The organism is Vreelandella arctica (assembly GCF_037070215.1).
Lineage (GTDB): Bacteria > Pseudomonadota > Gammaproteobacteria > Pseudomonadales > Halomonadaceae > Vreelandella > Vreelandella arctica.
Genome location: NZ_JBANSN010000005.1, coordinates 47,707 through 66,594, shown reverse-complemented (window position 1 = coordinate 66,594; position 18,888 = coordinate 47,707). Strand labels below are relative to the sequence as shown.

16 protein-coding genes and 1 riboswitch are annotated in these 18,888 nt (G+C 56.7%); of the genes, 12 read left to right on the top strand and 4 right to left on the bottom strand.

Annotated elements, in window-relative coordinates; genetic code table 11:
* Positions 1–187 precede the first annotated feature (187 nt).
* The 5 genes from V8L70_RS06000 to V8L70_RS05980 all read left to right on the top strand — a co-directional run bounded on the left by V8L70_RS06000 (position 188) and on the right by V8L70_RS05980 (position 6,325).
* Positions 188–1,054: a nitrilase-related carbon-nitrogen hydrolase gene (locus V8L70_RS06000; protein WP_101148127.1), complete on the top strand. Its 867-nt coding sequence runs from the start codon at positions 188–190 to the stop codon at positions 1,052–1,054.
* A gap of 31 nt (positions 1,055–1,085) precedes the next feature.
* Positions 1,086–2,525, top strand: coding sequence for a dihydropyrimidinase (hydA, locus tag V8L70_RS05995; protein WP_336269065.1), 1,440 nt, complete (start codon positions 1,086–1,088; stop codon positions 2,523–2,525).
* A gap of 40 nt (positions 2,526–2,565) precedes the next feature.
* Positions 2,566–3,945, top strand: coding sequence for an NAD(P)-dependent oxidoreductase (locus V8L70_RS05990; protein ID WP_336269064.1), 1,380 nt, complete (start codon positions 2,566–2,568; stop codon positions 3,943–3,945).
* Positions 3,942–5,285, top strand: a complete 1,344-nt coding sequence (gene preA, locus V8L70_RS05985; protein WP_336269063.1) for an NAD-dependent dihydropyrimidine dehydrogenase subunit PreA — start codon at positions 3,942–3,944, stop codon at positions 5,283–5,285. The genes V8L70_RS05990 and preA overlap by 4 nt, the downstream gene beginning before the upstream one ends.
* A 158-nt stretch (positions 5,286–5,443) precedes the next feature.
* Positions 5,444–6,325, top strand: a complete 882-nt coding sequence (locus tag V8L70_RS05980; RefSeq protein WP_336269062.1) for an ABC transporter substrate-binding protein — start codon at positions 5,444–5,446, stop codon at positions 6,323–6,325.
* A 6-nt stretch (positions 6,326–6,331) separates the two neighbouring features.
* Here the strand turns inward: V8L70_RS05980 and V8L70_RS05975 are convergent, their stop codons facing one another.
* Positions 6,332–9,376 carry an efflux RND transporter permease subunit gene (locus tag V8L70_RS05975; protein WP_336269061.1) on the bottom strand — a complete coding sequence of 1,015 codons (3,045 nt, stop codon included), beginning with the start codon at positions 9,374–9,376 and terminating at the stop codon, positions 6,332–6,334.
* A 2-nt stretch (positions 9,377–9,378) separates the two neighbouring features.
* On the bottom strand, positions 9,379–10,473 hold the full coding sequence (locus V8L70_RS05970) for an efflux RND transporter periplasmic adaptor subunit (RefSeq protein ID WP_336269059.1): 1,095 nt from the start codon (positions 10,471–10,473) through the stop codon (positions 9,379–9,381).
* Between the two features lie 177 nt (positions 10,474–10,650).
* Here V8L70_RS05970 and V8L70_RS05965 point away from each other — a divergent pair, with 177 nt between their 5' ends.
* The 4 genes from V8L70_RS05965 to V8L70_RS05950 all read left to right on the top strand — a co-directional run bounded on the left by V8L70_RS05965 (position 10,651) and on the right by V8L70_RS05950 (position 14,675).
* Positions 10,651–11,280 carry a TetR family transcriptional regulator gene (locus V8L70_RS05965; RefSeq protein WP_336269058.1) on the top strand — a complete coding sequence of 210 codons (630 nt, stop codon included), beginning with the start codon at positions 10,651–10,653 and terminating at the stop codon, positions 11,278–11,280.
* Between the two features lie 62 nt (positions 11,281–11,342).
* Positions 11,343–12,608, top strand: a complete 1,266-nt coding sequence (codB, locus tag V8L70_RS05960; RefSeq protein ID WP_336269057.1) for a cytosine permease — start codon at positions 11,343–11,345, stop codon at positions 12,606–12,608.
* 16 nt (positions 12,609–12,624) lie between these two features.
* The gene (codA, locus tag V8L70_RS05955) at positions 12,625–13,881 is read left to right on the top strand and encodes a cytosine deaminase (protein ID WP_336269056.1); all 1,257 of its coding nucleotides are present in this window, start codon (positions 12,625–12,627) and stop codon (positions 13,879–13,881) included.
* Between the two features lie 32 nt (positions 13,882–13,913).
* Positions 13,914–14,073, top strand: a riboswitch (FMN riboswitch).
* Between the two features lie 104 nt (positions 14,074–14,177).
* Positions 14,178–14,675, top strand: coding sequence for a 6,7-dimethyl-8-ribityllumazine synthase (locus V8L70_RS05950; RefSeq protein ID WP_336269055.1), 498 nt, complete (start codon positions 14,178–14,180; stop codon positions 14,673–14,675).
* Between the two features lie 48 nt (positions 14,676–14,723).
* On the opposite strand, the gene V8L70_RS05945 is transcribed toward V8L70_RS05950, so the two are convergent.
* A complete protein-coding gene (locus V8L70_RS05945; RefSeq protein WP_035587284.1) occupies positions 14,724–15,173 on the bottom strand; it encodes a GNAT family N-acetyltransferase in 450 nt (149 codons plus the stop codon).
* A 104-nt stretch (positions 15,174–15,277) separates the two neighbouring features.
* Between V8L70_RS05945 and V8L70_RS05940 the strand changes: the two genes are divergently transcribed.
* From V8L70_RS05940 to V8L70_RS05930, 3 genes are all read left to right on the top strand, one after another.
* On the top strand, positions 15,278–15,883 hold the full coding sequence (locus V8L70_RS05940) for a DNA-3-methyladenine glycosylase I (protein ID WP_336269054.1): 606 nt from the start codon (positions 15,278–15,280) through the stop codon (positions 15,881–15,883).
* An 84-nt stretch (positions 15,884–15,967) separates the two neighbouring features.
* Positions 15,968–16,693 (top strand): phosphatidylcholine synthase, encoded by a 726-nt coding sequence (gene pcsA / locus V8L70_RS05935; RefSeq protein ID WP_348534235.1) that lies wholly within the window; start codon positions 15,968–15,970, stop codon positions 16,691–16,693.
* A 34-nt stretch (positions 16,694–16,727) separates the two neighbouring features.
* Complete coding sequence (locus V8L70_RS05930; protein ID WP_336269052.1) at positions 16,728–17,267, top strand: uracil-DNA glycosylase family protein; 540 nt, start codon at positions 16,728–16,730, stop codon at positions 17,265–17,267.
* A 171-nt stretch (positions 17,268–17,438) separates the two neighbouring features.
* Here V8L70_RS05930 and V8L70_RS05925 read toward each other — a convergent pair whose 3' ends face one another.
* Positions 17,439–18,881 (bottom strand): aminotransferase-like domain-containing protein, encoded by a 1,443-nt coding sequence (locus V8L70_RS05925; protein ID WP_008959326.1) that lies wholly within the window; start codon positions 18,879–18,881, stop codon positions 17,439–17,441.
* Between the last annotated feature and the right edge of the window lie 7 nt (positions 18,882–18,888).

Sequence of the window (18,888 nt, the reverse complement as noted above, 5' to 3'; positions counted from 1 at the left end):
TATGACAACTTTACTCATAACAATAATCCGTCGGCATTTAGTCGATATCACTACACGCCAAGCAACCCACGCTAATGGCTCATCCATAGCGGCTCACAAACATTAGCAATACCTGATTACTGCGGACCGTTACTCACCACTAAAAACGAGCCAGCGGTTGGCGCGTAGGATACGAGAGGGCTTTTGTATGCAGAAAATGAAAATCGGCCTGATTCAAATGGGCCTAAAAACCAGTACAGATTTGGAACCGGCGGCGATTCGCGATGCCATGAACGAGGCGCACCTGCCGATGATTCAGCAAGCGGCTGAGCAAGGTGTGCAAGTACTGTGTTTCCAAGAAGTGTTCAACCAACCCTATTTTTGCCCCAGCCAGGATGGCAAATGGTACGCCGCCGCCGAGCGGGTGCCGGAAGGCCCCACCTGCCAAATGATGCAGAAGCTCGCGGCTGAGCACCGCATGGTCATTATCGTGCCCATCTTTGAGGAGACCGAGACCGGCGTTTACTACAACACGGCAGCGGTATTCGACGCCGACGGTAGCTATCTAGGCAAATACCACAAGACACACATTCCCCAAGTCGCTGGCTTTTGGGAAAAATTCTTCTTTAAGCCGGGCCAATCCAACTGGCCGGTGTTCGATACCGCCTACGGCAAGATCGGCGTGTACATCTGCTATGACCGCCACTTCCCTGAAGGCTGGCGAGCACTGGCCCTTAACGGTGCCGAAGTGATCTTCAACCCCTCCGCGACTGTGGCCGGGCTATCCCAATATTTATGGGAGCTTGAACAACCCGCCTCGGCCGCCGCTAACGGCTGCTTCATCGCTGCCATCAACCGCGTAGGCAGCGAAGCGCCTTGGAATATCGGCGACTTTTACGGCTCCAGCTACATCGTTAACCCACGCGGCAAGATCGAAGCCCAGGCCAGCGAAACCGAAGACGAGCTGCTGGTACACGAGATCGATTTAGACATGGTGCGCGAGGTGCGCAACAACTGGCAGTTCTTCCGTGACCGCCGCCCGGAAACCTACACCCGCTTAACCGACGGCGAATAAGCCCCTCAGTCAATTACCCCAGGAGCGAACCATGAGTTTATTGATCAAGGGCGGCACCGTCGTCACCCACGCCGACACCTACCGCGCTGACGTGCTATGCGTCGATGGAAAAATCCAAGCCATCGGCACCGATTTAGATGTGCCGGAAGGCTGCGAGATTGTCGATGCCAGCCACCAATTGGTGATGCCCGGCGGTATCGACCCCCACACCCATATGCAGATGCCGTTTATGGGTGCGGTGGCCAGCGAAGATTTCTATACCGGTACCGCCGCGGCCATGGCGGGCGGCACGACAACCATCATCGACTTCGTGATCCCAAGCCCCGGCCAGTCGCTGCTGGAAGCATTTAACACCTGGCAAGGCTGGGCAGAAAAAGCCGCCACCGATTTCGCTTTCCACGTGGCGATTACCTGGTGGGACGAGAGCGTCAAAGAAGAGATGGGGACGCTGGTGCGGGAGCACGGCGTTAACAGCTTCAAGCACTTTATGGCCTACAAGGGCGCGATCATGGCCACCGACGATATCCTGGTGGAGAGTTTTTCCCGCTGCTTGGAGCTGGGCGCGATTCCCACCGTTCACGCCGAAAACGGCGAGCTGGTGTATCACATGCAGCAGAAACTGCTGGCTCAGGGCATGACCGGACCAGAAGCCCACCCGCTATCTCGCCCGCCCCAGGTCGAAGGCGAAGCCGCCAGCCGGGCGATCCGTATTGCCAGCACCCTAGGTGCTCCCGTTTACTTGGTACACGTTTCCACTAAGGACGCAGTAGACGAAATCGCCTATGCCCGTCAGCAGGGTCACCCAGTGTTTGGCGAGTGCTTAGCGGGCCACCTGGTGATCGACGACAGCGTTTATCAGAATCCCGACTGGGCAACCGCAGCGGCCCATGTAATGAGCCCGCCCTTCCGCCCTAAGGGCCATCAGGAAGCGCTCTGGCACGGCCTGCAATCTGGTAACCTGCAAACCACCGCCACCGACCACTGTTGCTTCTGCGAAGAGCAGAAAGCCGCCGGGAAAGATGACTTTACCAAGATCCCTAACGGCACCGCGGGTGTAGAAGACCGCCTCGCCGTGCTGTGGGACGAAGGCGTGAATACCGGCAAGCTCTCGCCTCAGGAGTTCGTCGCCGTCACCTCCACCAACACCGCCAAGATCTTCAATCTCTACCCACGTAAAGGGGCGATTCAGGTGGGTTCCGATGCCGACATTGTGGTGTGGGACCCTAACGGCACCCGCACTATCTCCGCTAAAACTCACCACCAAAACGTCGACTTCAACATCTTCGAGGGCAAAACGGTGCGCGGCATTGCTCGTCACACCATCAGCCAGGGCAAGTGGACATGGCGCGACGGCGAGCTGCACGCCGAGCGCGGCGCAGGGCGCTACTTGGAACGCCCCGCCTACCCCGGCGTGTTCGAGCTGCTCGCAAAACGCGCCGAGCTGAATGCACCCGTGGCGGTAACTCGCTAATCCCGGCCCCTACGAAGAACAGAGCAATGGAGAAACGACCGTGACCCATTCACTTGATCACCTGCCCAGCGCAAAAGAGGTCGGCACCTACGACCCAGCGACGTTGGCGCATAATTTCAGCGACCTTCACCCACCGCTGACGCCGCGCCAGGCCATTATCGAAAGCCAGCGCTGTCTCTACTGCTATGACGCGCCCTGCGTCGAGGCCTGCCCGTCGGACATTGATATCCCTAGCTTTATTCGCCAAATCAGCGAAAACAATATCAATGGCGCGGCGGAAACCATACTGGAGGCCAATATCCTGGGTGGCAGCTGCGCCCGCGTATGCCCCACCGAAATTCTCTGCGAGCGTAGCTGCGTGCGTAACCACGACGCCGAGTGTCAGCCTGTATTAATTGGCCTGCTCCAGCGTCACGCTACTGACCATATGCAGTTTGATAGCCACCCCTTTAAGCGCGCCGCCAGCACTGGCCGCCACATCGCCGTGGTAGGTGCCGGGCCTGCCGGGCTCTCATGCGCCCATCGCCTTGCGATGCTCGGCCACCAAGTGACAGTTTTTGAAGCGGAGCAAAAGCCCGGCGGGCTTAACGAGTACGGCATCGCCCGCTACAAAATGACCGATGACTTTGCCCGCAAGGAAGTCGAGTTCTTGCTGGAGATTGGCGGTATCGACATCCAGTACGGCCAGCGCCTGGGCGATAACCTCACCCTCGATACGCTTCGCCAGCAGTACGACAGCGTATTCCTGGGTTTGGGGCTAGGGGCCAGCCGTACGCTGGAACTAACCGGCAAGGATGCACCGGGTCTGATGCCCGCGGTGGACTACATCAAAACCCTGCGCCAGACCGATGACCTGGGCAGCCTAGCCGTGGCAAAACGCTGCATTGTGATTGGTGCAGGCAATACTGCGATCGATATGGCAACGCAAATGGCTCGCCTGGGAGCCATCGAGGTGACGCTGGTCTACCGTCGCGGCGTGGAGGCGATGTCCGCCACCGACCACGAGCAGGAGATCGCCAAAGCCAACGGTGTACGCATGGTGACCTGGGCGCAGCCCGATGAAATCTTGCTGGATGACCAAGGCCGCGTCGCGGGCATGCGCTTTGCCAAGACTCAGGAGCAGGCGGGCCAATTAACGGCCACCGGAGACACCTTCGAAATTGCTGCGGATGCCATCTTCAAGGCCATCGGACAGGGCTTCGCAGGCGAAAGCCTACGCGACGCCACTGCCGCGGAGCTTGCCCGCGACGGCGAGCGCATTCATGTGGATGAGATGTTCCAAACCTCACTGCCCAACGTTTACGCCGGAGGCGACTGTGTGAAACCCGGCCAGGACCTCACCGTACAAGCCGTGCAGCACGGCAAGCTGGCGGCTCACGCCATTCATCAAGCGCTCGCCGCCCAGCAGGAGGCCGCATGAACACCACGCCTTTCAACACCCTCTCTTTTCCAGGCAAGAAAAACAGCAGCGACAGCGTGGTGAACGGCGTTGATCTGTCGGTGAATTTTGCCGGTATCAAAGCCCCTAACCCCTTCTGGCTCGCCTCTGCCCCGCCCACCGACAAAGCCTACAACGTCGTGCGCGCTTATGAAGCGGGCTGGGGCGGGGTGGTATGGAAAACCCTGGGTGAAGAACCACCGGCGGTGAACGTCTCCTCCCGCTACTCCGCCCACTACGGCAAGAACCGCGAGGTGATCGGCTTTAACAATATCGAGCTGATTACCGATCGCTCGCTGGAGATCAACCTTAAAGAGATCACCCAGGTGAAGAAGGATTGGCCTGACCGGGCACTGATCGTTTCCATCATGGTGCCCTGTAATGAAGAAGCCTGGGCCTACATTCTGCCGCTAGTAGAAGCCACCGGTGCGGACGGTATTGAGCTGAACCTGGGTTGTCCCCACGGCATGCCAGAACGTGGTATGGGTGCGGCAGTAGGCCAAAACCCCGACCTGATCGAGAAAGTCACCTACTGGTGTAAGAAGCACTACTCCAAGCCAGTCATCGTCAAACTCACGCCGAATATTACCGATATTCGCGTGGGCGCCCAGGCGGCGCTGCGCGGTGGGGCCGACGCGGTGTCGCTGATTAACACCATCAACTCGATCACCAGCATTGACCTGGACAACATGGTCGCCAAGCCCATGGTAGGCCACCAAAGCACCCACGGCGGCTACTGCGGCAGCGCCGTGAAGCCTATTGCGATGAACATGGTGGCTGAAATTGCCCGCGACCCGGCCACACCTACACTGCCGATTTCCGGCATTGGCGGCATTTCCACCTGGCGGGATGCGGCGGAATTTATCGCCCTCGGTTCAGGCAGCGTACAGGTGTGCACAGCCGCGATGCTTAACGGCTTTCGCATTGTGGAGGAGATGAAGGATGGCCTCTCCCGCTGGATGGCGGAAAAGGGCTACGACTCCATTGAGGCATTTTCCCGCAAGGCGATCCCGCAAACCACCGACTGGAAACACCTGGATATCAACTTCAAAACGATCGCCAAGATCGATCAGGATTTGTGTATCGAGTGCGGCCGCTGCTATATCGCCTGCGAGGACACGTCCCACCAGTCGATTGCCAAGCTCACCGAGCAGAACGGCGCGCGCCGCTATGAGGTAATTGAAGAGGAGTGTGTAGGCTGTAACCTGTGCCAGATCACTTGCCCAGTGGAGAACTGCATCACCATGGTGCCTCAAGAAACAGGTCAACCCTTTCTGGCCTGGGATAACGACCCACGTAACCCTTTCCGGGTCGCCTCTTAACCACCCACGGTTATCACTGTAACGGCCGCCTCCCTTGAAGGAGGCGGTCGCGTTTACCGCAACACATCGTTCCTTATGCTAAACGAGACAACGCTACGGCTTGCTGCGATGATGAGAAATTATTGCATATAGAATATTTTCTCATAAAAGGAATTGCTATGACGTCTAAGCTTCTCTCCACAGCACTCTCCACAACACTCGTCGCTACTGCTACCGCTACGCTGCTTTTTTCAGCTGTCAGCGCCGCTACCGACCAGCGTATAGCCACCTTCGATCTAGGCAGCCTGGACACCCTGGATGCGCTTGGCCTTAGCGAGCAGGTGGTGGGCGTGCCGAAAGCCAGCTTGCCGAACTACCTGGAACAGTACGCAGCAGAACCATACACCGATATTGGCGGCCTGCGCTCGCCGGATATGGACGCCATAAGCGCAAGCGAACCTAGCCTGATTCTCTACACCGGCCGCCAGGGCGACTGGGAAGCCGAGCTTGGCGACATCGCCCCACTGCTCAACACCAGCCTGCAAGGTGACGACTACTTGGCCGCTTTTGAGGCCAATGTGCGCGAGCTGGCTGGTCGATTAGACGCGGATAGCCAAGCGGAAGAGGCGCTTGAAATCCTGCATGCCGAGATTGAGTCCCAGCGCGAAGCGCTAAGCGATGCGCCTCGCACGCTAGTCGTGACCCATAACGGCGGTAACCTGATGCTCAATCAGCACCCGGTCGTGCACGAGGTGCTGGGCGTAGACGCACTTGAAATGCCCGACAGTGTGAACTCGGAAACCCGCGGCACCCGTACCTTTACGCCACTTTCGCCTGATGCCATTGCCGAAATTGATCCAGAGTTCGTGTTGGTGGTTGACCGCAGCGCGGCTATTGGCGATGAACCCGCCAACGCGGAAGCGTTAACCCAAACGCTTTTAGACGCCGGTGCAGAAGACGCGCAGCTCGTCATGCTGACACCCGCGCTGTGGTACCTCTCCGGCGGCGGTCTACAGAGCCTGCGCCTACAGATTGAAGAGGTCGCAGCGGCGCTGAATTAATCCTGGTTAATCCGCATGAATCTTGATCCGGTAGAGCACGCAGTAGACCACCGGCAGTACCACCAGAGTTAACAGCGTGGCAACGCCCAGACCACCAATCAGCGCAACCGCCATGCTGGCAAAGAACGCATCGCTGATCAGCGGAATCATACCCAGCATGGTGGTCAGCGCCGCCATCGATACCGGACGCACGCGGCTCACCGCTGCGCGCACTACCGCATGATAGCGATCCTGATGCAGCGGCAATTGCACGTTGATCTCCTCCACCAGAACGATGGCGTTTTTGATCACCATGCCGATCAAGCTCAGCGTGCCCAGCAAGGCCATGAACGAGAACGGCAAGCCGGTGAGCAGCAACGCGCCGACAACACCGATAATCGTCAACGGTACCAGCGACCAAATCGCCAACGGTTGGCGGAAGTTATTGAACAGCACCACGGTAAGGATGAACATCATCACGATGCCCAGCGGCAGCGAGGAAAACAGCCCTCTTTGCGCTTCGCCAGCGGTCTCGAACTCGCCGCCCCACTCCAGCCGATAGCCTGCTGGCAGCTCCAGCGCTTCTACCTGAGGTCGGATCTCCGCCAATACGCTGGCGGCGGTCACCCCACTTAACGGGTCTGGCTCACCGTACACTGCCAGCATGCGTTCCCGGTTACGACGCATGATCAGCGGATTCGCGGCCCGGGTGGTGATATCGCTGATCACTTGGTCGGCGGTGATATAGCGGCCCTGCTCTTCGCTCCAGACATTGAGGGAACCCAGGTTGTCCACGTCGTGGCGCTGCTCGCGAATCGCTCGCGCCACCATGGGAATCAGGTCGCTGCCATCGCGATAAACGCCGACCTGGCTACCACTGGTACTCAGCGCAAGGGTGCTAGCCAAATCCTCACGGGTGACACCTAACCTCCTCGCGGTATCCTCAAGAAAGACGGGCTCGATTGCTTGCACCCGGTTACGCCAGCTGGTGCGCACGCTGGTCATGTTGGCCGTCTCACGGAACATGGCCTCCACCTCGTCGCCCAGTTGGCGCAGCACTTCCGGGTCACTGCCGTAGAAACGCGCTTCCAGCTTGGCTTTCGGCGCGGGGCCGACTTCCAATGGGGCAATTTTGTAATCGATATCGCTATGGTCACGTACGAGCACCCTTTCAACGTCGGCCATGCGCTCGCGCTGAGTGGCTTTATCGTCGGTTTCGATAATGAGCTGCGCATAGCTGGCGTAGCGGTCTTCCGGCGAGTAAGTGAGGGTAAAACGCTGTGATCCACCGCCCACGGTGGTGGTGAGATGGTGAATGCCCGGCATCTCCATCACGCTCTCTTCCAGCTCGCTGACACGGCGCTGAGTCTCAAGGATATCGGTGCCTTCCGGCGTGCGGTAATCGACAAAAAAGATGGGCGTATTCGAGGCCGGAAAGAAGGCATTTTTGACTGAACCAAAACCGAACAACGCGCCCGCCAATATTGCGACCACCAGCACCAACGTCACCCAGCGCCAGCGTATGCCGGCAACGATGACGCGGCCGACCAAGCGATAAACAACGCCTTTGTAAGGGTCCTCTTGACCATCGCCAGGTGCGATATTGCGGAAAAACAGCTTAAAGTAGAAAGGCGTTAACGTTAGCGCGGTAATCCAGCTCAGCAGCAGCGAATAGAGCAGGACAAAAAACAGTGAACCGATAAATTCACCGGTGGTGTCTGGCGACAGACCGATAGGTGCAAAGGCAGCAATCGCGATCAGCGTGGCGGCCAGCAACGGCCAGGCGTTTTGCCGCACTACCTGATGGGCCGAATCACGAATCGAGCTGCCACGCTTTAGGCCCACCAGCATCCCTTCGGTCACCACGATGGCATTATCGACCAACATACCGAGGGCGATAATCAGCGCCCCAAGGGAGATTTTTTCCAGCTGCAGACCATGAAAGCGCATCAGCATAAAGGTGCCGATAATGGTGATCAGCAGAATAAAGCCCATCAACAGACCGCTGCGCCAGCCCATAAACAGCATCAACACCACGATGACAATGGCCACCGCCTGGATCAGGCTCACCAGAAAGCCGGAGACCGCCTCATCCACGACTTGGGGCTGGTTGTAGACGATATTCAGCTCCATGCCCAGCGGCGTACGGGCTTGAAGTTGATCCAATCGTTGCTGCAGTTGTTCACCGACCGCCACAACATTCACACCGCTTTCAAACGAAACGCCCAACGATATGGCCGGCCTACCCATATCACGATAGAGCTGCTGGGGCTGCTCCGTCAGCTCTCGGCTTACATCGGCAATATCGCTCAGCCGCACCAGTTCACCGTCACCTTCGCTGACGATGAGCGCGCGCAGGTCATCGATATTTGCGGCACTGCCCGTTGGGGTAATACGAAAACGGCGACCATCCTGCTTGAGATGCCCCGCATCGGCCACGGCATTCTGGGTATCCAACAATTGCTGGAGCCGGGTGAGCGGTATATTTAACGCCCGCAGGCGCTCACGGTCGACTTCAATGTAGATGCGCTCTTCGTGCTCACCGCCCAGCGAGACTTTATCGACGCCCTCTACCAGGGTCAGCTCGCGCTTGAGAAAGTCGGCATGATCGGCCAGATCAGGCATGCTGTAGCCTTCGCCGGTCAGGTTGACCATAAAGCCAAAGACATCGCCAAAGTCGTCATTAACGCGGGATTGACTGGCGCCCGGCGGCAATGCAGCCTGAGCATCCTGAACCTTACGGCGTAGCGAATCCCATAGCTGTTCAAGCTCTTCATTTTGTACGGTGCTTTCCAGCTCGACGGTAATCTGGGAAAGGCCGTCGGAACTCACCGAGCTCACTCGCTTAATTGACGACATCTCTTGAATCGATTGCTCTAGCGTTGAGGTCACTTCCTGCTCGACCTCTTCAGGTGTCGCGCCGGGGTACTGCGTGGTGATGAGGGCGTTACGAATAGTGAATTCGGGAAACTCCAGCTGGCCCATGCCTAGAAATGACAGCGCACCGCCCGCCAGCAGCACTACGGTCATTAAATAACTAGCCGCCCGGTGGCGTAAAAAGTAGTCGACCATGCTTATAGCCCCTGCTCTTTTTCCCACGGCGTGACCTTGGTATCCGCCGTTATACGGTGAGCACCGGCCGCCACGATACGATCGTCCGCCGCCAAATCGCCGCTAACTTCCAACCCATTCGACGTTAATGGCCCAACACTCACCGGCACTGCTTCTACATGTTCTGAGCCGGTATAGCGCCATACCAAGGCTTGATTAGCGTCTTCGCCCGCATAGCTCACGGCTTCAGGCGGCAGGTGCCAAACCGGCGAAGCGTTGTCAGATTGCAGCGCACTTAAATCCAGTCGCACGTTGGCACTCATACCATCCAGTAGGGTGATATCGTCGGGCTGAGGGAGTGTCAGCGTGACTTCATAGGCCAAGCTCTGCGCGCTGGCTTGCGTGGTATAGGACGCTAACTGGGCGAGATAGGGTTTGTCGCTATTTCCGAAGCGTACTTCATACGCTAATTCATCCCCAAAGGGGGTGCCGTTGCTGCGCGGCATGCGCTGAACAATCTGCTCGGGCAGATGAAACACCACATCTAATTGGCCCGGCTGCTGAATCACTGCCACCGTTTCCTGCACCTGAACAATCTGGCGGTTATCCACCGGCACCTGAGCGATCACGCCATCATAGGGGGCGCGCAGTTGCGTGTGTGTTACCTGCTCTTCGGCCTGCTCAAACGTTGCGCGGGCTGCCCGCCATTCGCTTTCCGCTTCATCAAACCGGGATTGACTGACCGCACCGCGCTCCAGGGTATAGCGCATACGTTCTAGCATTGCCTCGGCTAGTTCCAAGCGCGAGCGGGCGCTATCCAGCTCGCTCTGCGCATTGCGATCATCAATGCGGGCAATGACCTCGCCCTCGCTTACCTGCTGACCAGGACTCACATTGAGTTCCAGCAGCTCCCCCGCCATTCGAAACGATAAATTGCTGCGGGTGGAGGCTTCTACCCGCGCCGGGAATTGCCGCAGGGCAGTAGCATTGGTCGACTGCAAGGTCATCAATTTCACCGGCCGGGCCGTGTCGGTGGACTGCGCCTGGGGTTGATCGCAGCCCATCAGCATAAGCAGCACCAGTGCGGCGGGCAGGAAACGAAGAAGAGTAACGGGCACGGCAGGCTCCTTGAGGACGATCAATGCAGCGTTGCAAACCTGAATTCAAGCAATAAGGGGCGTAGTATACATTTCACTGACATTCATGAATGTCAGTGAAATGTATACTAATCACCATCCGGCGACTTTGCTATCGATCAGTGCCAAAATACGGCCAATCTATTAAGAGGAGGCGCTATGTCCCGTCGTAAGGCCGACGCTGAACGCACTCGAGAAACGATCCTGGATGCGGCTGAGACCACCTTCTTAGCCCAGGGTGTATCGCGCACGACCCTGGCCCATATTGCCGAGGCGGCGGGCGTGACGAGGGGCGCCATTTATTGGCACTTTGAAGATAAAGCAGCGGTATTCAATGCGCTCTTGGAGCGGGTACGCATCCCTTTAGATGAAATCGTGGATGATACAACCCAGCGCCTTGGTGCAACGCCAGTGGCCTGTTTACGCGAGATTGCCCAGCGCTCGCTGGCAGGCATCTGCCATGACCTGCCATTGCAGCGGGCCGCCACCATCGTGCTACACCGCTGCGAGAAACTGGAAGATGACCACCCGCGCATCAGCATGATCACCCGCCTTTCAGAGCATGCTGAAGTACAGGTAGAACGTCTGTTTGAACAAACACAACTAGCAGGCCAATTGCGTGCGGGGCTCTCCCCCAACAGCGCGCTCCGCCAGTTTCACGGCTTTTTGATTGGCGTTTGCTTTGATTGGCTGCAAGACCCACAGCAGTACTCACTAGCAGAGGAGTGCGACGCTATCGTCGAAACGTTAATGCGCGGGCTGTTGGTAGAAATCACTCCTCATAAATAAAGAAAACTTGGCATGCCGGTTGCTTATATTTCCAAGAGAACCGTTTTCAACCGGAGCCTGCCATGAACCAGTCTGATTACCCGCTCAGCGAAGTCCCTACCCGTGCCCGTAAAGGGTTACTCTCCACGTCAGCCGTACTGCTCGGCTTTACCTTTTTTACTGCGACCATGTGGGCCGGTGGCACGTTAGGCCAAGCGTTTCCGATTGGCCAACTGCTCTGGATCATACTGATTGGTAACCTGTTGCTGGGAACGTATGCGGCAGTTCTTGCTTATATTGCCTGCAAAAGCGGGCTTAATTCGGTGCTGATGGGGCGCTTCTGTTTTGGCGAGAAGGGCAGCAAACTTTCTGATTTTATCCTCGGCTTTACCCAGATTGGTTGGTACGCCTGGGGCACAGCGACCATCGCGCTGGTATTAGTACGCACCACGGGGATGCCTGAATGGCTGGAAATCCCCTTAATGGTGCTTTTTGGTTTTGGTTTCTGTGTGACCGCCATGATCGGTTACAAGGGTATGGATTGGCTTTCGCGCGTTGCCGTCCCCGCCATGATGCTGTTTATTCTGATTAGCCTGTTCACTGGGTTGGTGGATGTGCGCGGCTTTACAGGACTAAGCCAGCAAACGCCTACGGAAAGTATGGGCGTGGCGGCAGCGGTCACTATCATCATCGGCACGTTTATCAGCGGCGGTACCCAAGCCACTAACTGGAGCCGCTTCGCCAAAACGCCGAAAATTGCCGTCATCGCGACCCTGGCAGCGTTTTTTGTGGGTAACGGTTTAATGGTACTCACTGGTGCGCTTGGCACCATGATTTACCAGCAGGCGGATATTGTCGATGTGCTGATTGCCCAGGGCTTTGTCACCATCGCCGTGCTGATGCTGTTTCTCAATATCTGGACCACACAGGACAACACCATCTACAACTTCGCCGTGGCGGGCTGCAACTTACTGCGTACCGAAAAACGCCGGTTGGTCACCGTAGCAGGTGCGGCCATTGGGACGGTGCTAGCGGTAGGCGGCATGTACAACCTGCTTATTCCGTTCCTGGTACTGCTCGGCACGTTTATTCCGCCCATGGGTGGGGTCATCATGGCGGACTTCTGGCTCAAGCATAAAGGCCGTTACCCCGCTTTGGATATCGCTCAACTGCCTGACTTCAACCGTAGAGGGCTGGCTGCCTATGCACTGGGTGCCGGGGCTGCCTACTTTTCCCCGTTACTGCCGCCATTGGTAGGGGTCGCGGTGGCAGCGGGCAGCTACGCCGTGCTGCTGCGTTTAAACCACGCTACGCTGAGCGATACGCTTCCTTCACCCGCTAAACAATAAGTGAGCCCTTTTTCATATGCCCATGCAGATCATTAATGCCCGCCTACGCCAGCGCCCTGAGCTTTATCGGCTGGAAATTGAGAACGGCACGTTCACCGCCATCACCGCACAAGATGCACCACAAACAGCGAGCGCGGGGCAGATTGATGCAGGCGCCAAGCTCGTTTGCGCGCCCTTTATCGAGCCTCATATTCACCTGGATGCCGCCCTCACCGCGGGTGAGCCAAGCTGGAACCAAAGCGGCACGCTGTTTGAAGGCATTGAGCGCTGGAGCGAGCGCAAACCCATGCTCACCGAAGCCGATATTCGCGAGCGCGCTCTGAAAACGCTTAATTTATTAATCGGCAACGGCGTTCAGTTCGTGCGCACCCACGCTGACACCAGCGACCCAACCCTGATTGGCCTTAAAACGCTGTGTACCTTGCGGGATGAACTGAAGGATAAAATCGATATTCAAGTAGTCGCCTTTCCGCAAGACGGCCTGCTCTCCTACCCCGGCGGAGAAAAGCTAATGGAAGAGGCACTGGAATTCGGTGCCGACGTCGTGGGTGGCATCCCTCATTTTGAATACACCCGAGAACTGGGCGTGGCGTCCATGAAGCGGGTGATCGAACTCGCGATCAAGTACGACCGCTTGGTGGACGTGCACTGCGACGAGATCGACGACCCCAACTCGCGCTTTCTGGAGGTACTGGCCTGCGAAGCGCTTTTTAATGATTTAGGCAGCCGCGTGACCGCAAGCCACACCACGGCGATGCACTCTTACGATAACGCCTACTGCTCCAAGCTGTTTCTGCTGCTCAAGCGCTCGGGCATTAATTTCGTCTCTTGCCCCACCGAAAGTATTCATTTGCAAGGGCGCTTCGACACCTACCCCAAACGGCGCGGCGTAACACGGGTAAAGGAACTCAACGAAGCGGGTATCAACGTCTGCTTTGCTGAAGACTCCATTTTTGATCCCTGGTATTCGTTGGGAAATGGCAAGCTCTTACGCACGTTGGATTTCGGCCTGCATATCTGCCAAATGATGGGTTATCAGGATTTCAGTCAGGCGCTTTCGCTGATTACTGACAATAGCGCTCGCACGCTTAACATCGAAGAACGCTACGGCATTGAGGTGGGCAAACCGGCCAGCTTCAACCTGCTGGAGGGGGAAGATGATTACAGCGTGCTGCGCAATCAAGGCGAGGTGCTGCTTTCGGTGCGCCACGGCGAGATCATCATGCAGCGTGAACCCGCCAAAATAACCACACCGCCTTGGCTCGGCTTTTAGAATAAGCGTAAAATGGTTGGGCTGATATTCAGCAAAGTTCTCAGGGCGGGGTGAAAGTCCCCACCGGCGGTGATACGGCCTTTGAACCAGGCCGCTAAGCCCGCGAGCGCTCAAGCAAGCAATTGCTTGAGGTCAGCAGATTCGGTGAGAAACCGAAGCCGACGGTGATAGTCCGGATGAAAGAGAACGGCACCCTAGACAGGCGATGCAAAAGCGGCTTTGGCTGCCTTTTGTGGCTTCCTGACGACCGGTTCCGCGTGCCCTGATTCTGGTACACCTTAGCCAAGAGAATGACCATGAATCAGACATTTCCGCTGACACTTTCTACCCACACCACGTCTCAACGCATCGCGTTTATTCAAGGCCACTGGCATCAGGATATCGTCGAGAAGGCCTATGAAGCCTTTATTGCTGAAGTAGAGCGCTGTGGGCTTAACGCCGAACAAGTAGACCCCTTCACCGTTTCCGGTGCTTACGAAATTCCCTTGCAAGCAAAAGTACTCGCCCAAAGTGGCCGCTATGGCGCCATTGTAGGGGCTGGCTTTGTGGTCGATGGCGGTATTTATCGCCACGACTTTGTGGCTCATGCGGTGATTGATGGCTTGATGCGTGTGCAGTTAGACACGCAAGTGCCGGTGATCTCGGCAGTATTAACACCGCACCACTTCCATGAGCACGCCACGCATCACGACTTCTACACCCAACACTTTGTTACCAAAGGGAAAGAAGCCGCCCAGGCGTGCCTGAACACAATGGAAAACCTGCATAGAGCGCGCAAGCTAAGCGAGGCTTGATGCACTGTAGTTCAGGCTCGGCTAGGTGCCGAGCCTGAACTGCTTAACTCACTTCACATCAAGCAAGTAACCATAAAACGCCGTATTGCGCTGCCAGCCCAATGACTCATAAAGGTGCTGGGCACGCTCGTTCTCTACCTGCGTCATTAATATCAAGCGTGCTACGCCATGCTCTTTGGCGAGTTTTGTAGCGGCTTCCATTAGCGCTCTTCCCGTGCCCTTATCGCGAGACTCTGGAAGCACAAAAAGATCATTTAGCGTCCAGCGCGCGTTTAAGCCTACCGTGGAAACCCCAGGGTAAAGCTGAACAAAGCCAGTAAGCCGACCATTCTCACTCTCACTAACGAGAATGCGTGAATCCGCCTGCCCAAATCGTTGGCGCAAAAAGGCACGAGCGGCCTCCGCATTACTAGGCTGAGCGTAGAACTGCCGATAACCATCTAGCAGCTCCGTTAGCGTATCAAGATCATTAATCGTGGCAGGGCGAACAAATGTCATACTCATCTCCAGGCTCGTTTGCTATCACGCCAATCACGTTATAGTGAGTTAACACCTAATTGCTAACTGAAAACAGCTTTTATCACCTGCTAAGGAATTGCTCTATGTCCGACTTTATCGCCCCTGATGGTCATCCCCGCTGCCTATGGTGTGGGGGCGCGGCGGAGTTTTTGCCTTACCATGACAACGAGTGGGGCTTTCCAGTGGCTAACGACCAGCGGCTGTTCGAGAAGCTGTGCCTAGAGAGTTTTCAGTCGGGGTTGAGTTGGCGCACCATTCTCAATAAACGCGAGAACTTCCGCGCCGCTTTTCACCATTTCGATTTTCATCAGGTTGCCCGGTTTGGCGAAGACGATGTGCAGCAATTGCTGCAGAACGCAGGCATTATTCGCCATCGCGGAAAAATCGAAGCGGTCATTAATAATGCTTTAAGAGCGCAAGAAATGGTCGAACATGAAGGCTCGTTAGCCGCGTTCTTCTGGCGTTTCGAGCCAGACGCCGACTCCCTCCCCCCGCCGCAAACCCAGGTCACCTCGCCTGAATCCATCGCTCTATCCAAAGCGTTAAAAAAGCGCGGTTGGAAATTCGTTGGCCCAACAACCGCTTTTGCCTTTATGCAGGCGATGGGGCTGATCAATGACCACTCGCTAAACTGCATCACCCGCGTGCAGGTTGCACAGGCGCGTCAGCAATTTAAGCGGCCGATATAAAAAAACAGTGATAGGGTATGGTTTTTGACACGCTTATCAATAAACCGAACAGCAAGGGGACAACACGTTCCCAATGGGGTCAACGTGGTTCAATCATTCTCTTCGCATACAGAATCCCGCACCTCACGATATAAAGCTTGGAGTGTGCATATATTCACCGCCAGCGGTGTACTACTCGGCACCATGGCGCTGCTTGCACTGGTCGATAATAATCCCGTCGCCTGCCTCCTCTGGCTGGGTGCTGCGATGATGATTGATGGTATCGATGGCACTCTGGCGCGCAAGTATGAAGTGAAGGCCATCCTGCCCCATTTCGATGGCTCGACCCTTGATATGGTCATTGACTACCTCACCTGGGCCTTTATACCTGCCCTCTTTATTTACTACTTTATTGAACTGCCGCCCTATTTTGCACTGCTCTCAGTGTTCATCATCCTGCTGTCATCAATGTTCTGTTTCTGCAATGTCGATATGAAAAGCCAGGACAACTACTTCGTGGGCTTTCCAGCCGCCTGGAACATTACCGCTGCCTATTTTTATATTATTGATTTACCGCCTTTTATTACCTTTGCCACTATCGTTGTTCTCGCCATTCTCACCGTCACTAAAATGAAGTTTCTTCACCCCTTTCGCGTGCGCTTGTTCATGCCACTCAATATCGCAGTCACACTGCTATGGTGCGTGTGTGCGACGTCACTGATACTTTCCAGCCCTGAGCACACCGTATGGGCCGTATGGGGGTGGGGCATTGCCTCTGTTTACTTCGCCGGGATGTGCCTATGGCGCACGGCGCAAGAGTGGTTTGATTGAACTAGCCAAACGACAGCAGCAAGGAGCATGGACGATGTCACTGACCCTGCAGCAACAGGAAAAATTCAGGGCGCTAGCGGCAGATATCGAAGGAATCGATGTCGAGGTTTACCAGCGCTTCGAGCGCGACCCACTGGAGCCCATCATCGGCCTTGGCAAGCCTAACCAGCGCATTGGCTTTTTCGGACGCGACCCAGGGCGCGATGAGGTTCGCCATGGCGAACCCTTTATCGGCGCTGGTGGGCAGTTGGTCAGAAAGGCGCTGTATGAGCACCTTTATGATGAAAAAATGCCTGACTTCGAGGCCTCGCGCGCCGTGGGAGAGCACTTTTTCTGGATCAACACCGTGCCTTACAAGCCCGTCGGCAACAAAGCGTGGTCCATGAAAGTTAAGCGCCACTTTCATGACCTGATGAACGAAGTCCTGATCTCCCGCTGGGAAGGTCGAACCCTAATCACCTTGGGTCGCGAAGCTTTCCTGTGGTTCGGTATCGGCCGCTCAAAGGAGGAGCGTGCACGCCTTTGGAGGCGTTCTGGAAGCGCGAGGATCGGTTTGAAAGTAGTATCGAAGTAACACTGGAGGATGATCGGGGCGAGGCACAAACCTTTACACTCTATCCTCTGCCTCACCCCTCTCCGCTCAATCAGGCCTGGTATGCCCGCTTTCCAGGCCTCTTAACGCAGCGCTTAGAGCAGTTAGATGTGCGCCAGGACAACCTCGCCTTGTAAGGCTTGCGGCTGATCGTCATCCCAGCACGGCTGCATGCGCCTGCGCTTCTTCCACCATCTCAGTGGCAAACTCGCCCACCGTACGCACGGCCGCTTCGATCTCGGGGGTTAGCGTAAACGCATAGTTAAGGCGCAGGCATTGGCGAAACTTGCCCGAGGCTGAGAACAGCGACCCCGGTGCTACGTGGATCGCACGCTGCGCCAAGCGCTGGTTGAGTCGTACACAGTCCACCGCAGCGGGCAGTTCTACCCAAAGCAAAAAGCTGCCTTGTGGGTAGCTGATGCCCGCGCCCTTGGGGAAGTAGCGCTGCACCCAACTGATCATGATATCGCGCTGGCGCTGATACTGGCGGGTGGCGTAACGGACGTGACGCTCGTAGTGCCCTTTGGCGACGAACTCCGCCACTGCCAGCTGCGGCAGCGTGGCTGAGGCGCCGGTAGAGACATACTTCATATGCAGCGCCTGATCGCGATAGCGGCCCGGCGCCAGCCAACCTACCCGCAACCCCGGCCCCACCGTTTTGGAAAAGCCGCTGCACAGCATCACGCGCCCATCGTCATCAAAGGATTTAACGGTGCGCGGTCTGGGCAGCGAGAATGACAAATCGCCGTAGATATCATCTTCAATAATCGCCACATCAAAACGCTGAGCGAGCTGAAACAGCGCCCGTTTACGTGCCTCACTCATGGTGTAGCCCAGTGGGTTGTTGTAGGTCGGTGTCACCTGTATCGCGCGGATCGGCCACTGCTCAAGCGCCAACTCCAGGGCTTCCAGGCTGATACCGGTTTGTGGGTCGGTGGGGATTTCCAGCGCTTTCAAGCCGTTGGCCTTGAGGATCTGCATGGTGCCGTAAAAGCTGGGCGAGTCGACGGCCACCACATCGCCGGGCTGAGTGAGGGTGCGCAGGGAAATGGCCAGCGCCTCCTGGCAACCGGTGGTAATCACAATGTCATCCGGATGCAGCAGGCAGCCCGAGGCAATGGCCAATCGCGCCACCTGCTGTCGCAGCTCAGGGCTACCGCTCAGCTTGTCGTAGTTGAACCCGTGCAGGTCATTACTGCGATGCAGGCCAGCGAGGATTTTCGACAACGGCCGCAGCGTCTCATACTCAAAATTCGGTACACCACGTCCAAGCAGCAGCCGCTCGTCATCTCGCTGGGTGGCGACGAGTTCAAGCACTTGATCCCATTGGGAAACATCCAGCGGGCGCTGGGCGGGCCGGGAGACTGAGGGCAGCACTGCTGGCACCCGGCTTGGCAGTACGAAGTAGCCGGATTTTGGTCGCGATTCAATCAACGCTACATCCATCAACTGCCGGTAGGCCTCCTGAGCCGTCGAAATGCTAACGTCTAGCTCCTGGCACACGGCGCGGATAGAGGGCAGACGATCACCCACACGGTAAATACCGTGCTCTATACGCTCGCGCAAAATAGTAGCAACCTCTTCGTAGCGCGTCATGACACCC